General features: G+C 69.3%; 11 protein-coding genes. 4 read left to right on the forward strand and 7 right to left on the reverse strand.

Annotated elements, in window-relative coordinates; translation table 11 throughout:
* Nucleotides 1-27: 27 nt before the first annotated feature.
* The 5 genes from glnE to ACFOM9_RS08260 all read right to left on the reverse strand — a co-directional run bounded on the left by glnE (nucleotide 28) and on the right by ACFOM9_RS08260 (nucleotide 8,312).
* On the reverse strand, nucleotides 28-2,913 hold the full coding sequence (gene glnE / locus ACFOM9_RS08240; RefSeq protein ID WP_386708812.1) for a bifunctional [glutamate--ammonia ligase]-adenylyl-L-tyrosine phosphorylase/[glutamate--ammonia-ligase] adenylyltransferase: 2,886 nt from the start codon (nucleotides 2,911-2,913) through the stop codon (nucleotides 28-30).
* A 154-nt stretch (nucleotides 2,914-3,067) separates the two neighbouring features.
* A complete protein-coding gene (locus ACFOM9_RS08245) occupies nucleotides 3,068-4,672 on the reverse strand; it encodes a flavin monoamine oxidase family protein (RefSeq protein WP_386708815.1) in 1,605 nt (534 codons plus the stop codon).
* A gap of 129 nt (nucleotides 4,673-4,801) precedes the next feature.
* Nucleotides 4,802-6,472, reverse strand: a complete 1,671-nt coding sequence (locus tag ACFOM9_RS08250; protein WP_386710946.1) for a phytoene desaturase family protein — start codon at nucleotides 6,470-6,472, stop codon at nucleotides 4,802-4,804.
* A gap of 45 nt (nucleotides 6,473-6,517) precedes the next feature.
* Nucleotides 6,518-7,639: a UDP-N-acetylglucosamine--N-acetylmuramyl-(pentapeptide) pyrophosphoryl-undecaprenol N-acetylglucosamine transferase gene (locus ACFOM9_RS08255; RefSeq protein WP_386708818.1), complete on the reverse strand. Its 1,122-nt coding sequence runs from the start codon at nucleotides 7,637-7,639 to the stop codon at nucleotides 6,518-6,520.
* A gap of 64 nt (nucleotides 7,640-7,703) precedes the next feature.
* Nucleotides 7,704-8,312, reverse strand: coding sequence for a DUF6445 family protein (locus ACFOM9_RS08260; protein WP_386708821.1), 609 nt, complete (start codon nucleotides 8,310-8,312; stop codon nucleotides 7,704-7,706).
* Between the two features lie 292 nt (nucleotides 8,313-8,604).
* Here ACFOM9_RS08260 and ACFOM9_RS08265 point away from each other — a divergent pair, with 292 nt between their 5' ends.
* Nucleotides 8,605-9,261 (forward strand): hypothetical protein, encoded by a 657-nt coding sequence (locus ACFOM9_RS08265; protein WP_156899777.1) that lies wholly within the window; start codon nucleotides 8,605-8,607, stop codon nucleotides 9,259-9,261.
* 16 nt (nucleotides 9,262-9,277) lie between these two features.
* Nucleotides 9,278-10,726 (forward strand): XVIPCD domain-containing protein, encoded by a 1,449-nt coding sequence (locus tag ACFOM9_RS08270; RefSeq protein ID WP_386708825.1) that lies wholly within the window; start codon nucleotides 9,278-9,280, stop codon nucleotides 10,724-10,726.
* A gap of 87 nt (nucleotides 10,727-10,813) precedes the next feature.
* Here the strand turns inward: ACFOM9_RS08270 and groL are convergent, their stop codons facing one another.
* Both groL and groES read right to left on the reverse strand, forming a co-directional pair.
* Complete coding sequence (groL, locus tag ACFOM9_RS08275; RefSeq protein ID WP_386708828.1) at nucleotides 10,814-12,454, reverse strand: chaperonin GroEL; 1,641 nt, start codon at nucleotides 12,452-12,454, stop codon at nucleotides 10,814-10,816.
* Nucleotides 12,455-12,596: 142 nt separating this feature from the next.
* Nucleotides 12,597-12,884 carry a co-chaperone GroES gene (groES, locus tag ACFOM9_RS08280; protein ID WP_386708831.1) on the reverse strand — a complete coding sequence of 96 codons (288 nt, stop codon included), beginning with the start codon at nucleotides 12,882-12,884 and terminating at the stop codon, nucleotides 12,597-12,599.
* Between the two features lie 273 nt (nucleotides 12,885-13,157).
* Between groES and ACFOM9_RS08285 the strand changes: the two genes are divergently transcribed.
* Nucleotides 13,158-14,921: an endonuclease gene (locus tag ACFOM9_RS08285; protein WP_386708834.1), complete on the forward strand. Its 1,764-nt coding sequence runs from the start codon at nucleotides 13,158-13,160 to the stop codon at nucleotides 14,919-14,921.
* A gap of 60 nt (nucleotides 14,922-14,981) precedes the next feature.
* Nucleotides 14,982-15,323: a divalent-cation tolerance protein CutA gene (gene cutA / locus ACFOM9_RS08290; protein WP_386708837.1), complete on the forward strand. Its 342-nt coding sequence runs from the start codon at nucleotides 14,982-14,984 to the stop codon at nucleotides 15,321-15,323.
* The last annotated feature ends 2 nt before the right edge of the window (nucleotides 15,324-15,325 follow it).

Consider the following 15,325-nt stretch of genomic DNA (forward strand, 5'->3'; position numbering starts at 1 on the left):
GCACCCTCGATCGCGGCGCAATCCCGCTCAGCGCGCATCGTGCAGGCTGCGCATCTCGCTGGTGTGCTCGCGCGGCGCGGCGCGGCGTTCGTCGAACACCAGGCCCGCGGCGTGGATCGCCCCGCGTACGGCCGCGCGCGCGGCGCCGACGGCCTCGTTTTCCACTACCCAGCGGCGGCGTCGGTCCAGCGTGCACTCAAGGCCGGCGGCGAGCAGGACGCCGTGGGCGTCGCGCAGCCCCGCCGCGATGTCGTCGCCCAGCGCGCCGCTCGCGGCGCACGCATCGATCAGCCCGGGCGTGTCGCGCGGCAGCAGCAGCGACGGCGCCTGCGCGGCGTCGCGCAGCACCAGGTACTGCAGGAGGAATTCGAGGTCGACCAGGCCGCCTTCGCCCTGCTTGAGGTCGAAGCCCGAGCCGTCGCTGCGGTCGAGTTCGGCGCGCATGCGCCGGCGCATCGCGTCGACGTCCTGGCGCAGCGCCGCACCGCCGCGCGGACGGCCCAGCGTGTCGTCGCGGATCGCGCGCCAGGCATCGCCCAGCGAAACATCGCCGGCGACGAAACGCGCGCGCACCAGGGCCTGGTGTTCCCACGTCCACGCGCGGTGGCGCTGGTAGTCGTCGTAGCTCGACAGCGTGGAGACCAGCAGGCCCTTGCCGCCGTCCGGGCGCAGGCGCACGTCGATGTCGTACAGCCGGCCGGCGGCGGTGACCGTGCCAAGAAGGGCGACGATCTTCTGCGCCAGCCGGGCGAACCAGCGCGGCGCGTCCAGCGGCCGCGCGTTACCGGCTTGCGCCGGGTCGGGCCTGGACTGCACGTCGTCGCCGGCGTCCACGCGCGGCGCGTCGTAGAGGAACACCAGGTCCAGGTCCGAGCCGAAGCCCAGCTCCTCACCGCCGAGGCTGCCGTAGCCGACGATGCCGAAGCGTGCGCCCGGCACCTCGCCGTGGGCGCGGCGCAATTCGCGCAGCGCCAGCTGCAGCACCACGGCAAGCACGGCGTCAGCCAGCCATGCCAGCTGACGGGCGCTGTCGCGCGCGTGCTGGCGACCATCGAGCGTGGCCAGGGCGATGCGGAAGCTCAGCGCCTGCCGGGTTTCGTTGAGCGCCATCAGCGCCGCCTCGGTGTCGTCGAGCGCCAGTGCCTGCGCGCACTGCGGCGCGAACGCGTCGCGCTCGGGCAGCGCGCCGGCGACGCGCGCATCGAGCAGTTCGTCGAGCAACAGCGGCAGCGCGGCCAGGCGTTCAGCGAGGAAGGCGCTGCGCACCACCGCGCCCACCAGGCGCGACAGCGCCGCCGGTTGCTCGTCGAGCAGGGCCAGGTAGCTGGCGCGGCGCAGGATGTTGTGCAGCAGCGCCAGCAGGCGCCGCAGCACCAGCTGCGAGTCGATCGCCGCGCCGGCGGCCTGCACCAGCACCGGCACCACGCGATCCAGACGCGCGCGGGCGCCGTCGGACAGGTCACGCACGCCTGGCGTGCGCACGAAATCGCGCAGCGCGGCATCGGCCGCCGCTGGATCGGCGTAGCCGGCATCGGCCAGCGCCGAGGCGTCGCCGCCTTCGGGCAAGGCCAGCCAGTAGGCGGCCAGCTCGCCGGCATCGGGCTTGCGCCGGCGCGGCGCCAACAGCGCGTCGAACTCGCTGGCCACCTGCGCGCGCACCGCGTCGAGCTGCGCGCGCAGCGCCGGCCAGTCGGCGTGTCCAAGCCCTGCGCCGACGCGCGAACGATCGTCCGCATCATCCGGCAGCACGTGGGTCTGCGCATCGCGCAGCATCTGCAGGCGATTTTCGAGCCGCCGCAGCTGTCGGTACGCGGACACCAGCCTGTCGCGGCTGTCGACCGACAGGTGGTTCGCCTCGCACAGCGCATCGAGCGCCCGCAGCAGGCTGCGGCCGCGCAGCGTCGCGTCGCGGCCGCCGTGGATCAGCTGCAGCGCCTGGGCGAGGAATTCGATCTCGCGGATGCCGCCCGGCCCGCGCTTGATGTCGTCGGCCAGGTCCTTGCGCGCGACCTCGGCCGCGATCGCGGCCTTCATCGCGCGCAGGCCGTCGAGCGCGCCGAAGTCGAGGTAGCGCCGATAGATGAATGGCCGGAGCGCGACCAGGAAATCCTCGCCCGCCGCCAGGTCACCGGCGACCGGGCGTGCCTTCTGCCACGCATAGCGCTCCCAGTCGCGGCCCTCGCGCTGGAAGTACTGCTCCATCGCCGCGAACGACAGTGCGACGCGGCCTGCATTGCCGAACGGCCGCAGCCGCAGGTCGACCCGGTGGCAGAAGCCGTCCGCGGTCACCTCGTCGAGCAGCTTCGCCAGCTGCTGCCCGAGCCGCGCGAAGTACGCCTCGGCGGCGAGCGGGCGCGGGCCATCGCTCTCGCCATCGGCGGCGTAGGCGTAGACGAGGTCGATGTCGGAACTGAAGTTCAGCTCGCCGCCGCCGAGCTTGCCGAGACCGAACACCACCAGCCGCTGCGGGTTGCCGTCGCGATCGCGGACTACGCCGTGGCGCGCGGCGAAGTCGTCTTCCAGCGCGGCCAGCGCCGCCTGCAGGCACTGCTCGGCCAGCGCGGTGCTGCCGGCGAGGATGGCCTCGACGTCGTCGAGCCCGAGCACGTCGCGCCACACCAGCCGCGTCGAGCCGGCCGCGCGATGGCGACGCAGCAGCGCCGGCCAGTCGCCGCGGTTGTCGGCGTCGAGCCGCAGCGGCGGCAGCGGGTCGGCGCCGTCGTCGGCTGCAAGCCGCGACAGCAGGTCCGGCTGGCGCACCACGGTGTGGATGGCGAAATCACTGGCGACCGCGACCCGCGCCAGCTTCGCGCGCAATCCCGGCGTGGCCAGCAGCGCGGGGGCGAACCGCGCCAGCGCCCGCTCGACGGTTGGGCTGTCAGGGGTCGCTGGCGGGAAGGCGTCGTCGTTCACATCGAGATTGTGGCATCGGCCATAAAAAAAGCCCGGAGCGGCGAACCGCTTCGGGCTTTTGCTCCCTCCCCCACGTCGGGTGCAGACCGATCGTGAAGGATTCGTTAGTGGCAATGCACGCTGCAGTGCAAAACAGGACCGACCGGTTCAGGAATCAGGCGGCCCGTGCCCAAGGCACCCTGGCCACCGCGCGTCCCAGCCGTCGCAAGACCGCCGCCGCCGCGGCCTCGCCCGACTCGCAGCCGCCTTCCATGAAGCCCTGGTTGTCCAGTGCGCAGTGCTCGCCGGCGAAGTGCAGGCCCCCGGTCGAGGCACCGATTGCGCCGCGCACGCCGGTCCAGTCGCCCGGGCGCAGGCAGGCATAGCTGCCCAGCGCCCACGGCTGCGTCGGCCAGTGCATGCGCGCCTGGCCGGCGCCGGCGCGCGCGTCCAGCGCGCCGGGGAACAGCCGGTCGAGGTCGGCGGCGGCCGTATCGGCCTGCGCCGCCGCCGTCCCTTCGCCGAGTGCGAGCCCATGGCGACCGCCGGTGAAGTTGGTCAGCACGCCGCCGCGTCCGGCCTGCCCGCGCGTGGTCTCCCAGGTGGTCTGGAAGGCCAGGTCGCTCATCGCCGCGCCGTTGGCGCCGTGCCTGCGCCACGCGCGATCGGCAAAACCGATCATCAGCTTGGCGTTGGTCCCGTAGGCGAGCGTTTCGATGGCGCGGCGCTGCGGCGGCGGCAGCGCCGCGTCGATGCGGACGCGGCGCAGCAGGGTGAAGGGCAGCGCCAGCACCACCTGGCGTGCGCGCACCTCTCGCGTCGCGCCGTCGCGGCTGAACGCGAGCACGTGGCCATCGGCGTCGGCGCGCACCGACTCGAGCACGCTTCCGGTCTCGATCGCATCGCCGAGCCGCGCGCCCAGTGCGTCGGTGATCCGCTGGTTGCCGCCGCGTACGTGGTAGCGCTCGTCGCTGGCGCCGAACACGGCGAAGCGCTCGCCGCCCGTGCCGATGAACGTCAACAGGTTGAGCGCCGACTGCTGGTCGGTCTCCAGTCCCATCTCGGTGGTGTAGGCCACGTCGAGCAGGCTGCGCAACCAGCCCGATACGTCGTTGCGGTCGAGCCACTGCGCGATCGACAGCGCGTCGAGCGCCTGCGCGCCCTGCGGCGCGTCGTGCAGGATGTCGCCGTCGCCCAGCGTGGCCAGGTCGCGTTCGATTGCCGCGGCCACCGGAACGAACGCGGCGACGAGTTCGCGTTCGCCGATTGGCCGGCCGTCGAAGTACCACGTATCCCGGTCCGGATCGTCGCCGGCAAGGTCGTCGAGCGGCAGTCCGAACTCGTCGGCCAGCGCGCGCATCCGCAGGTGGCCGCTGTCGATCAGTTCGCCGCCCAGTTCGATGACCTGCGTTTCTCCGGTGGCGGGCGTCAGCCGCGCCTGCGCGCTGTGGATGCGTCCGCCGATCCGGCCGCTGGCTTCGTACACCCGCACGCGCACGCCCTGCTGGCGAAGCCGCCAGGCGGCGGTGAGCCCGGCGATGCCGGCGCCGACGATCGCCACTTCCGCTTCGCTGCCGGCACCAGGCAGGGCCGTCAGCGTGCGGCAGCCGGCGAGCAGCACACCGGCGCCGGCGCCCTGCAGCAGCCGCCGACGTGCGTGGTCGATGCGCATCTCGCGTCCCCGATCGATGAACTCGTCCAGCGGCGCCGGGTCGTGCAACGAGGCGCGGGCGATCCGCGCGGCGCGCTGCAGCAGGTGGAACAGCGGCGTGCGGCCCATGGCGCGCTCCGGTGGGGGTCATGCCACCCAACGCCGTGCGGCCCCCGGCAAGGCCACGCGTAGCGCTGCACTGCGGTAGCGCTTTTCGCACCTTGCTGCGGGCGAAGCGCTCCGCCGCCGCTTGCGCAGCTACGCCGGTCGCGGCCCGCGCCGCAGGTCTCGCAGGATCTCGCGCGCCGCGTTGCGGCCGGGCAGCCCGGTCACGCCGCCGCCCGGATGGGTGCCCGAGCCGCACAGGTACAGCTGCCCCAGCGCACCGCGGTAGTTGCCCTGCCCCAGCAGCGGCCGCGCGCTGAACAGCTGGTCCAGTCCCAGCGAGCCATGGAAGATGTCGCCGCCGACCAGGCCGAAGGTGCGCTCAAGGTCCAGCGGCGTCAGCGCCTTGTAGCCCAGCACGCTGGCGCGGAAGTTCGGGGCGTAGCGGTCGACGGTGTCGATCATCAGGTTCGCCACCGTGTCGCGGTGCGCGTCCCAGCCGCCGTCGACCTCCGGGTGCACGTGCTGGCAGAACAGGCTGGCGACGTGTGCGCCAGGCGGCGCCAGGCGGCTGTCGACCAACGTGTCGTCGAGCGTCGAGGAGATCACAAGCTCCACGATCGGCGCGCGCGCCCAGCCCGGATTGTGTTCCTTCGACTTCGCATCGAAGTACGCCTGCTCGAAATAGCGCAGCGAGGGCCCGATCAGGATCCCGCTCTGGTGGTGCGGCTGCAGCCGGGTGCCCGGTGCGGCGCTGAAGTCCGGCAGTTGCGACAGCGCCACGTTCATGCGGAACGTGCCCGAACCGCAGCGGTAGCGCGCGATGCGCTGCGCGGTGTCTTCGTCGAGCACGCCGGGTTCGACCAGTTTGGTGTACAGCAGTTTGGGATTGAGGTTGGAGACGATGGTCCCGGCGCGGAACTCGCGCCCGTCGGCGAGCAGGACGCCAGTGGCCTTGCCGCCGTCGACGCGCAGGCGGGCGACCTCTGCATCGGTCTCGACCTTGACCCCGCGCGCGGCGCATTCCCTGGCCATGGCCTGCGTGATCGCGCCCATGCCACCGATCGCATGGCCCCAGACGCCGGTCTTGCCGTTGACCTCACCGAACACGTGGTGCAGCAGCACGTAGGCGCTGCCCGGCGTGTACGGGCTCGCGAAATTGCCGACCACCGAATCCCAGCCCAGTACCGCCTTCAGCGGTTCCGACTCGAACCATTGGTCAAGCATCTCGCCGGCCGACTTGGTGAACAGGTCGAGCAGGTCGCGGCGTCCGCGCATGTCGAGGTGCCGCAGCTGCCGGGCCGCCGACAGCGACGCCAGCCAGTCGGCGAGCACGAAGCGGTCGCTGACGTTGGGCGGCGTGCGCGTCATCAGCTCGCGCAGCACCACCACCACGCGGTCGAGCATCGCGTAGTAGGCCGGCAGTCGCTCGGCGTCGCGCGCCGACCACTGCGCGACTTCGGCCTGGGTGCGCTCGCCACCGAGGCGGAACGCGCGACCGTCGGGCAGTGGCAGGAAATTCGCGTACGGCCGCTCGACCACGCGCAGGCCGTGCTCGGCCAGGCGCAGGTCGGCGATGACCTTCGGGTTGAGCAGGCTGACGGTGTAGCTGGCGCTGGAGTTGCGGAAGCCGGGATGGAATTCCTCGGTCACCGCGGCGCCGCCGACGATGCCGCGGCGCTCCAGCACGCGCACGCCCAAGCCCGCGGCCGCGAGATAGGCCGCGCACACCAGGCCGTTGTGGCCGCCGCCGATGATGAGGACGTCGTCGTTGTCAGGGGCCACGCGGCGCTCCAGGGGTGTCGATGCAACGGGCGAAGCCATCGACGGCGCGGTGCGCATGCCCTCGTGCGGCTGGTCGGACGACATTCACCGCGGCAGCATCCGTTCCACCAGGTCGGCCAGGTTGGCGGCCGCCTGCGGGCGCCCCATCGATGCAGCGACCGCCGCGGCCTGCGGGAGCTTGATGGTCGACGCGAACAATCCGGACAGCAGTTTCGCCAGGGCCTCGGCGGTGAGTTCCCCCTCCGGCACGCACCAGCCCACGCCCGCCTCGGCGAGTGTCTCGGCGTTGCGGCGCTGCTCGTCGCGCGAGCCGCCGTGCGGGATCGGAACGAAGATCGCCGGGCGACCCACCGTCAGCAGGTCGGCCGCGGTCGTCGCGCCGGCGCGGGCGATGACCAGGTGCGCGGCGCGCAGCCGCGCGCCCATGTCGTCGAAGAACGGGCGAACGTCGGCCGCGATGCCGGCGTCGCGCAGGCGCGCGGCGATGGCGTCGGCGTCGTCGCCCTTGTACTGCAGCGCCAGCCGCACGCGGGTGCGCAGCTCCACCGGCAGCGCCAGCAGCGCCGGCGGCACCACCTCGCCAAAAACGCGCGCGCTCTGGCTGCCACCGACCACGAGCAGGTCGATCGGCGCGTCCGCGGACAGCCCCGGGTAGGCGCCCCGCGCGGCGAGGATCTCCGCGCGCACCGGGTTGCCGGTTTCGGTGATGCGCGCCGGGTCGATGCCGTCCGCGCCCGCCACGCTCGCGAAGGACGTCGCCAGCGCATCGGCGTAGGCCAGCAGCCGGCGATTGGCCATGCTCACGCGCGTGGCCTGCTCGTGCAGCAGCAGGGGCAGTTTCAGGCTCTTCGCCGCGACCGCGGGGGCGAAACTCGGGTAGCCACCGAAGCCGGCCAGCAGCGCAACGCCACGGCGCTTCATGTCGCGTCGCGCCTGCACGGTCGCGCGGGCAATGGTGAACGCCGCGGCAAGCTTGCCGACCACGCCGCCGGCCAGGCTGCGCGCGGGCAGCACGACATGCGGGATGCCTTCGAGTGCTCTGGCGTACTGCGCGCCGCGCCGCTCGGTGTAGATCACTACGTCGTGCCCGCGCCGCTGCAGTTCGCGCGCCAGCGCCTCGGCGGGAAACAGATGCCCGCCGGTGCCGCCGGCTGCCAGGCCGATGGTCGGGCGCGCGCCGGCGCCCTGGACTTGCGTTGCCGCCATCTTCGATCCATTCGCGGGAACAGGCGGCGACTATACGGCGTTCGCGCGCACGTTCGCCCCGCGCTCAGGCCGCGGCGAAAAACATCAGGTACACCAGCCGCCCGTTCTCGGGGCGGTCGCCGAAGGCCGGCCCCGCGGTGTGCCACAGCCACGGCCGCAGCAACACCAGCCGGTTGAAGCGCATCGGCACGCGCATGGTCATTTCCCACTTCGAATCGTCGGTACCGTCGCGATCGATGACGTCGCGGAACATCTCGTGGCGCGAGGTGTAGCCCATCGCCGCCAGTTCGGCATCGTCGTACGGGGCGCGCTCGGAGTTGGTCGGGATGTGGCGGAAGAACTCCGTGCCACCCCGGCAATCCTCGGGCCGGCTCAGGTAAAGGATCCCGGACCAGTGCGACGAATCGACGTGCACCTTCGCCCGGCCGACGTCGCCGGCCAAGGTGATCCGGAACTTCGCGTGCGACTGCGTCGGCGGCATCGGCTTGAGCGGTTCGCCGACCAGCTGCGACACCGCTTCGGTCAATCCACCGATCTCCATCCGCTCCACCGAGTTGCGGCCCGGAAACGCACCCTGCTGCTCCGGGTAGGTCAGCCCGAGCGCGGCTTCGCGCAGGCCCTTCGCGTCTGCGGGCCCGAGGAAGTCGTCGACGATGATCAGCGAAGTCGGCATGAGGTGAAGCGTAGTGGTACCCGGGGGACGCACTCAAGTCCCGGTGGCGGGTGTCGCTTGCCGGGCACGCCAAAGCCCTGCAGAGCACGCCGCATCGTTCGCGAACACGAAAACCCGCGACGCATCGGAATGTCGGATGGCCATCCGGCGAATCGGGAAGTTCGTTATGGAACCGCCCAACAGCCCGCGCTAGTCTGTCCATCCCACGCATCAACGGAGGATGCCTGTGCACCGCAGCAACCGGGACGCCAGCAACAGACCACCGCGCCAACCCATGCCGTTCAAACGGCCGATGCCCCTGCTCATCGCCTTCCTCAACCATGCATCTGCCATTGCCTGCGTGCTGGCGGTATCCGCCTGCGTCGCTTCCAACCCGCCGCATCCTGCCAAGGAGGCTCAAGCCATGAACGCCGCAGCAACAACTCCTTCCTCTCCAAGGCTCGACGCAGAACAGCTGTTGACCAGGCTGCTGGACCTGATTCGAAACAGCAGGAGCATCAAGGATTTCACGCCGGAAAAACTGCATGAAGTCACCGGGGTGACCATCGAGTTCGCGAATGACGGGAGTGAACGATATGGATTCGGAGGCCAGCTGACGCAGGACTGGAGTTACGGTTTCGGCGTGGACAAGTCGTTGTTTCAAGGGCCGCGTTTTGAACTCCGCTTCAATGAAACCGTCCCCGGTTCCAGTCCTCCAATGACCGACATCTGCCAAATCGACTTTGAAAAGTTCGCATCCGAACTGGAATCGATGGGTTTTACCCGGGAGCCCTACTACGATTCTGCGCCGCCCGCCCCTCCCGGCGAGGAACGGCTACCGCATGGCTCGCTGCTTTACTGGACGTTCTATCGCCCAGAACTTGGAGTCCAGGTCTATCCCCGGGGCGAAGCGAACGAGCCGCATGAAAAGACCAGCCATGGCTGCGTGCAGATGGTACTGATCACTTGACTGCAAGGAGCGCAGGATGCCAACCATCACCCCACGGGCCCAGGCGGTCATCTCCGCCTTCGGCAGCCGACCCGGTGTCACTCAGGACCACGTCAACAACCTCCAGGCCGTCATAACCGCATCGCCAGCACTGATCGACCAGATCAACAATGCAGTGGCGCAAGGACATCTCAAGCAGATCTTGCCGCTGACCAACCCCCACGCAGGCGGCGAGTATCACGGCCAGCACAAGGAAATGCACTTGCCGTTGGCCGGACTGGCGACGCCTCCCGCCGGGAAAGCGTTTGATGCAGGTGAAGTGACGTTCGTGCTTGGCCACGAACTGCAGCATGGCTTCAATCGTGCCGCCACGACGCAGGCTTACCTGGACTTCATGAAGGATGCCACGCAGGCGGCCAGAACGGATCACGATTACACCGACGAGATCGACAGGCTGCTCGCCGCCAATCGCCGTGACGAAGCCGGAGCGGAGATCGCCGGCTGGAACGCAGTTGTCAGTCTCGTCAAGACCACGAAACCGAATCCGACGTTGGGTGACATTTACAGCGCCCAATCGGGGAGGATGAGGGACTTCATCGATCAAGCCGGAACCTATCCGCACTACACCTATACCCTGAAACCCAACCTGACCCTGAACCCCGACCTCACGCTGAGCTTCACACCCGCCAATCTCGAAGCGATGGGAAAGAACTTCTTCGACAAAGCGCCGGTCGACAGCAGGCTCGGGCACCGCGGCAATTCCGACTACGCCAACCACTACGGCGCGTGGCCCGTCCAGCAAGCGGCGCAGCTTGAGCGCCAACACAATCCGAAGCCCCAGGTGAGGGTCGATCTGTCGCAGCTGCGGTTGTCCGAGAAGCTGCTTGAGGAGAATGGCATTAATCTCGGAACCAATCAGCAGCCGATACCGTACCTGGACACGGGCACCAATCCGCCGAAGGCCGGACTGTTCCAGCATACGGCTGTCTCGCACGTACACACCTCACCCGTGTCAACGCTGGCATGGGAAGCCGGGAGCGCGCGATCAGGTGCGACCGGAGTGAATCCTGGCGCGCCCAGCCCGACCGATCCCGACCACCCGAACCACGCCATGCTGCAGCAGATCCGCGAGGGCGTGCGCAGGATCGACGATGGCATCGGCAAGCCTTACGACGACGCGAGCGAGCGCATGAGTCGATGCCTTCTCGCGCAATGCAGGGAAGCCGGCCTGCGTCGCGTTGACCACGTGGTCATGGGCGTGGACGGCGCCAACGTGTTCGCGGTCGAGGGGCAATTGAGCGATCCCGCGCACCTGCGCACGCGTGTCGCCACGGGCCAGGCAATCGGCACGCCCGTGGAGCAGTCGGACGAACGGCTGCTTGCTGCCAGCCATGCCTCCACCCGAAAACAGGAATCCGCGCAGCAACGCGAACTGGCGAAAGTGCCCGGCGACCCTGGCCGGAGCAGTCCGGTCATGCAGATGTAGGGGCCTGCCGTCGCCGAAGACGCACGGTGCAAAGAAAAAGCCCCGCAGTGATGCGGGGCTTTCCTGGTACTTCGCGGAAGGCGTGGATCAGAAGCCCATGCCGCCCATGTCGCCCATGCCGCCGCCCGGCGGCATCGCCGGCTCTTCCTTCTTCGGCAGCTCGGCCACCATTGCTTCGGTGGTGATCATCAAGCCGGCGATCGAGGCCGCGTTCTGCAGCGCCGAACGGGTGACCTTGGTCGGGTCCAGGATGCCGAACTCGATCATGTCGCCGTATTCGCCGGTCGCGGCGTTGTAGCCGTAGTTGCCCTTGCCGTCCTTGACCTTGTTGAGCACGACGCTGGGCTCTTCGCCGCAGTTGGCGACGATCTCGCGCAGCGGCGCTTCCATCGCGCGCAGGGCGATGACGATGCCGTGGTTCTGGTCTTCGTTGGCACCCTTGAGCTCACCGATGGCCTGCAGCGCGCGCACCAGGGCCACGCCGCCGCCGGGGACCACGCCTTCTTCCACCGCCGCACGCGTGGCGTGCAGGGCGTCTTCGACGCGGGCCTTCTTTTCCTTCATCTCGATCTCGGTCGAGGCACCGACCTTGATCACCGCCACGCCGCCGGCCAGCTTGGCCACGCGCTCCTGCAGCTTCTCGCGGTCGTAGTCCGAAGAGGTCTCTTCGATCTGCGCCTTGATCTGCTTGATGCGGCCTTCGATGCCACCGGTCTCGCCGGCGCCGTCGATGATGGTGGTGTTTTCCTTCGAGACCTGGATCTTCTTGGCGCGGCCGAGGTCCTTGATCGTCGCCTTCTCGAGCGACAGGCCCACTTCCTCGCTGATCACGGTGCCGCCGGTGAGGATCGCCATGTCTTCCAGCATCGCCTTGCGACGGTCGCCGAAGCCCGGGGCCTTCACGGCGCAGACCTTGACGATGCCACGGATGGTGTTGACCACCAGGGTCGCCAGCGCCTCGCCCTCGACTTCCTCGGCGACGATCAGCAGCGGCTTGCCGGCCTTGGCCACGCCTTCGAGCACGGGCAGCAGGTCACGGACGTTGGAGATCTTCTTGTCGTGCAGCAGGATGAAGGGGTCATCCAGCTCGGCCGACATCGACTGCTGGTTGTTGATGAAGTACGGCGACAGGTAGCCGCGGTCGAACTGCATGCCCTCGACGACGTCGAGTTCGTTGTCCAGGCCCGAGCCCTCTTCAACGGTGATCACGCCTTCCTTGCCGACCTTCTTCATCGCGTCGGCGATGATGGTGCCGATGGATTCGTCGGAGTTGGCCGAGATCGTGCCGACCTGGGCGATCGCCTTGTCGTCTGCGGTGGGCTTGGACAGGTTCTTCAGCTCGGCGACGGCGGCCTTGACGGCCTGGTCGATGCCGCGCTTGAGGTCCATCGGGTTCATGCCGGCGGCGACCGCCTTGGAACCTTCGCGGATCAGCGCCTGCGCGAGCACGGTGGCGGTGGTGGTGCCGTCGCCGGCGTTGTCGGAAGTCTTGGACGCGACTTCCTTCACCATCTGCGCGCCCATGTTCTCGAACTTGTCGGCCAGCTCGATCTCCTTGGCGACGGACACGCCGTCCTTGGTGATCGTGGGGGCGCCGTAGCTCTTCTCGAGCACGACGTTGCGGCCCTTCGGGCCCAGGGTCGCCTTGACGGCGTTGGCGAGCACGTTGACGCCGCGCACCATCTTTGCGCGCGCGTCCTCACCGAAACGGATTTCTTTTGCGGACATGGATGTAACTCCGGGAATGGGGAATGGGGAATCTGGAATCGGAAGACCAGGGGCAGGGAGTCGGGGCTATGGGGCGGGATCGGGGCGTGCGTTGTGCCTTGCCGCTTCCCGATGCCCCATTCCGACTCCCGGCGGCGAACGCTTAGGCGAGCACCGCGAGAATGTCGTCTTCGCGCACGATCTTGTATTCGACGCCTTCGAGCTTGTAGGCGCTGCCCGAATACTGGCCGTAGATCACCTTGTCGCCGACCTTGACCTTGGCGGCGCGCAGCTGGCCGTTGTCCAGCGCCTTGCCTTCGCCCACGGCCACGACTTCGCCCTTGGTCGGCTTTTCCTTGGCGTTGTCGGGGATGACGATGCCGCCGGCGGTCACTTCATCGGCTTCGATCGGCTTGATGACCACGCGGTCATAGAGCGGCTTGAGATTCATTGAGTCCTCACAAGTGATTGATTGTTTTAGGGAAATACGCTGCAGTGGACGCGGATTCTAGCAGTCGCTCCAAGCGAGTGCCAAGACCGCGAACGAACAAAACCCGGGAGGCCCGGATGCCGCTGAGATGGGGCGGCGCGCCCCGCTTTCAAGGGCCGGCGACGAAATAGCCTGCGAAGGCTCCGCCGCAGGCCGTCGGCGCATAGGGTCGGCCCCGGATGGCGGCCACCGGCCGGGCGCCGGCACGATGGCCCGATTCTCCCGGAGCCCGCCATGACCCTCACCCGACCCGCCCACCTCCTGCTGGCCAGCGGCCTGCTGCTGGCCTGTGGCAGCGTCCACGCCGCGGTGTTCGTCAACGAGCTGCACTACGACAACGCGGGCAGCGACAGCGGTGAGCGGATCGAGATCGTCGCCACCGATGGCGAAAGCCTGTCGGGCTATCGCATCCATCTGTACAACGGCGGCAGCTCGCCCGGCAGTGCCAGCGTCTATGGCAGCACCGCGGTTCCGGCGGGCAGCGTCTCGAGCTGCGGCGGCAGCGTGCGGATCGCGACGGTCGCCTATCCCCGCGACGGGCTGCAGAACGGCGCCAACGACGCCGTCGCCCTGGTCGATGCGAACGGCCAGGTGGTGCAATTCCTCGGCTACGAGGGGAGCGTCACGGCCGGCAGCGGCCCCGCGGCCGGGATGACCAGCGACAGCCTGCCGCTGGCCGAGAGCAGCGGCACGCCGGCCGGCACTTCGCTGCAGCTGCGCGGCAGCGGCAGCGGCTACGACGACTTCAGCTGGGCCGCCTCGTCGGCGCACAGCTTCGGTGCCTGCAACGCCGGCCAGGCCTTCAGCGGCGGCGGCAACCCGGCGCCGATCCTGGTCTCGACCACGCCTGCGGACGGCGCCACCGGCTTCCCGGCCGCCGGCGACCTGGAAGTGGTCTTCAATGAAGTGGTGAGCGCGGCCAGCGGCGCGTTCGCGCTGGCCTGCGAGGTGTCCGGCACCGTGGCGCTGTCGCATGCGGCCTCAGCTGGCAGCTTCACCCTCGCCACGGGCACCGCGCTGCACGGCGGCGAACACTGCGTGCTGTCGATCGACGCGACCCGGATCAGCGACGACGGCGGCGCGCACCCGGGCACCGGCGTGTCGATCGGCTTCGACGTGGCCGACGGCGGCGGTGGTGGCGGAGACGACGATTACTACGCACACGTCAACGCGAGCAGCGCGCCGCAGCTGCGCTGCTCGCTGCACCAGACCATCCGCGGCCACACCGTCTATCCCTACAGCAGCAGCGGCACCAGCACCTGGACGATCCTGGAAATCGCCGACGAGGACCCCGCCAATGCCGGGCGCATCCTGGACGCCTACCGCAACCGCAGCTACGCCAAGGGCACCGACCGCGCCGGATCGGGCTCCGGACTGAAGTACAACCGTGAACACAGCTGGCCCAACTCGCTGGGCTTCAGCAGCTCGAGCGGCGACAAGGGACTGCCCAACGCGCCGTACACCGACACCCACATGCTCTATCTCACCGACGCGGCCTACAACAGCGATCGCGGCAACAAGCCCTACGCCGCGTGCCCGGCTTCGTCCAACTGCGGCGCGCGCGCCACCGAGGCCAACGATGGCAGCGGCGGCAGCAGCGGTGCCGGGGATTCCAACTGGGTGAAGGGACCCGACGGCAATGCCGGCTCGTTCGAGGTGTGGGACAGGCGCAAGGGCGACATGGCCCGCGCGGTGATGTACATGGCGATCCGCTACGAGGGCGGCGACGACATCCACAGCGGCCAGTCCGAACCCGATCTCGAGCTGACCGACGTCCGCAGCAAGATCGTCAAGACCTCGGGTTCACCGGCCTACATGGGCCTGCTCTCGACCCTGCTGGCCTGGCACCAGGCCGACCCGCCGGACGCCGCCGAACGCGAGCGAAACGAGGTGATCTACAGCTTCCAGGGCAACCGCAATCCATTCGTGGATCATCCCGAATGGGCGACGCAGGCGCTGTTCGAGTCGACGCCGCCGGCGACCTGCCAGTTGAACTGAACGCTGCGGTCAAGGCAGCACCGGCGTGGGGCCCTGCGGCAATCCGTACAATCGGGGCCCATGCCCCATGTCGTCCTCGCGTTCTGTACCTGCCCCGACGCCGCCACCGCCTCGCGCATCGCCGATGCGCTGGTCGGCGAGCGCCTGGCCGCGTGCGTCAGCGTGCTGCCGGGCGTGCAGTCGGTCTATCGCTGGCAGGGCGCGGTCGAACGCGCCGACGAGGTGCAGCTGCTGATCAAGACCGTCGCCGGGCGCATGCCGGCGCTGGCAGAACGGATCGTCGCGCTGCATCCCTTCGAACTCCCGGAAGTGGTCGCGGTCGAAGCCGCTGCCGGCCTGCCGGCCTACCTGGAATGGATCTCCGCCCAAGTCGCGCCGGACGCCGGCGGACAGGAGCCCTGAGC

This window comes from Luteimonas notoginsengisoli (assembly GCF_042648885.1).
Lineage (GTDB): Bacteria > Pseudomonadota > Gammaproteobacteria > Xanthomonadales > Xanthomonadaceae > Luteimonas > Luteimonas notoginsengisoli.

Coding starts and splice junctions, on each gene's coding strand:
- ACFOM9_RS08245 (WP_386708815.1), bottom strand. CDS start 4,672: ATGGGCCGCACGCCGCTGTTCCACCTGCTGCAGCGCGCCGCGCGGATC.
- ACFOM9_RS08260 (WP_386708821.1), bottom strand. CDS start 8,312: ATGCCGACTTCGCTGATCATCGTCGACGACTTCCTCGGGCCCGCAGAC.
- cutA (WP_386708837.1), top strand. CDS start 14,982: ATGCCCCATGTCGTCCTCGCGTTCTGTACCTGCCCCGACGCCGCCACC.
- ACFOM9_RS08265 (WP_156899777.1), top strand. CDS start 8,605: ATGCCCCTGCTCATCGCCTTCCTCAACCATGCATCTGCCATTGCCTGC.
- ACFOM9_RS08250 (WP_386710946.1), bottom strand. CDS start 6,472: ATGGCTTCGCCCGTTGCATCGACACCCCTGGAGCGCCGCGTGGCCCCT.
- ACFOM9_RS08270 (WP_386708825.1), top strand. CDS start 9,278: ATGCCAACCATCACCCCACGGGCCCAGGCGGTCATCTCCGCCTTCGGC.
- groL (WP_386708828.1), bottom strand. CDS start 12,454: ATGTCCGCAAAAGAAATCCGTTTCGGTGAGGACGCGCGCGCAAAGATG.
- ACFOM9_RS08285 (WP_386708834.1), top strand. CDS start 13,158: ATGACCCTCACCCGACCCGCCCACCTCCTGCTGGCCAGCGGCCTGCTG.
- ACFOM9_RS08255 (WP_386708818.1), bottom strand. CDS start 7,639: ATGGCGGCAACGCAAGTCCAGGGCGCCGGCGCGCGCCCGACCATCGGC.
- groES (WP_386708831.1), bottom strand. CDS start 12,884: ATGAATCTCAAGCCGCTCTATGACCGCGTGGTCATCAAGCCGATCGAA.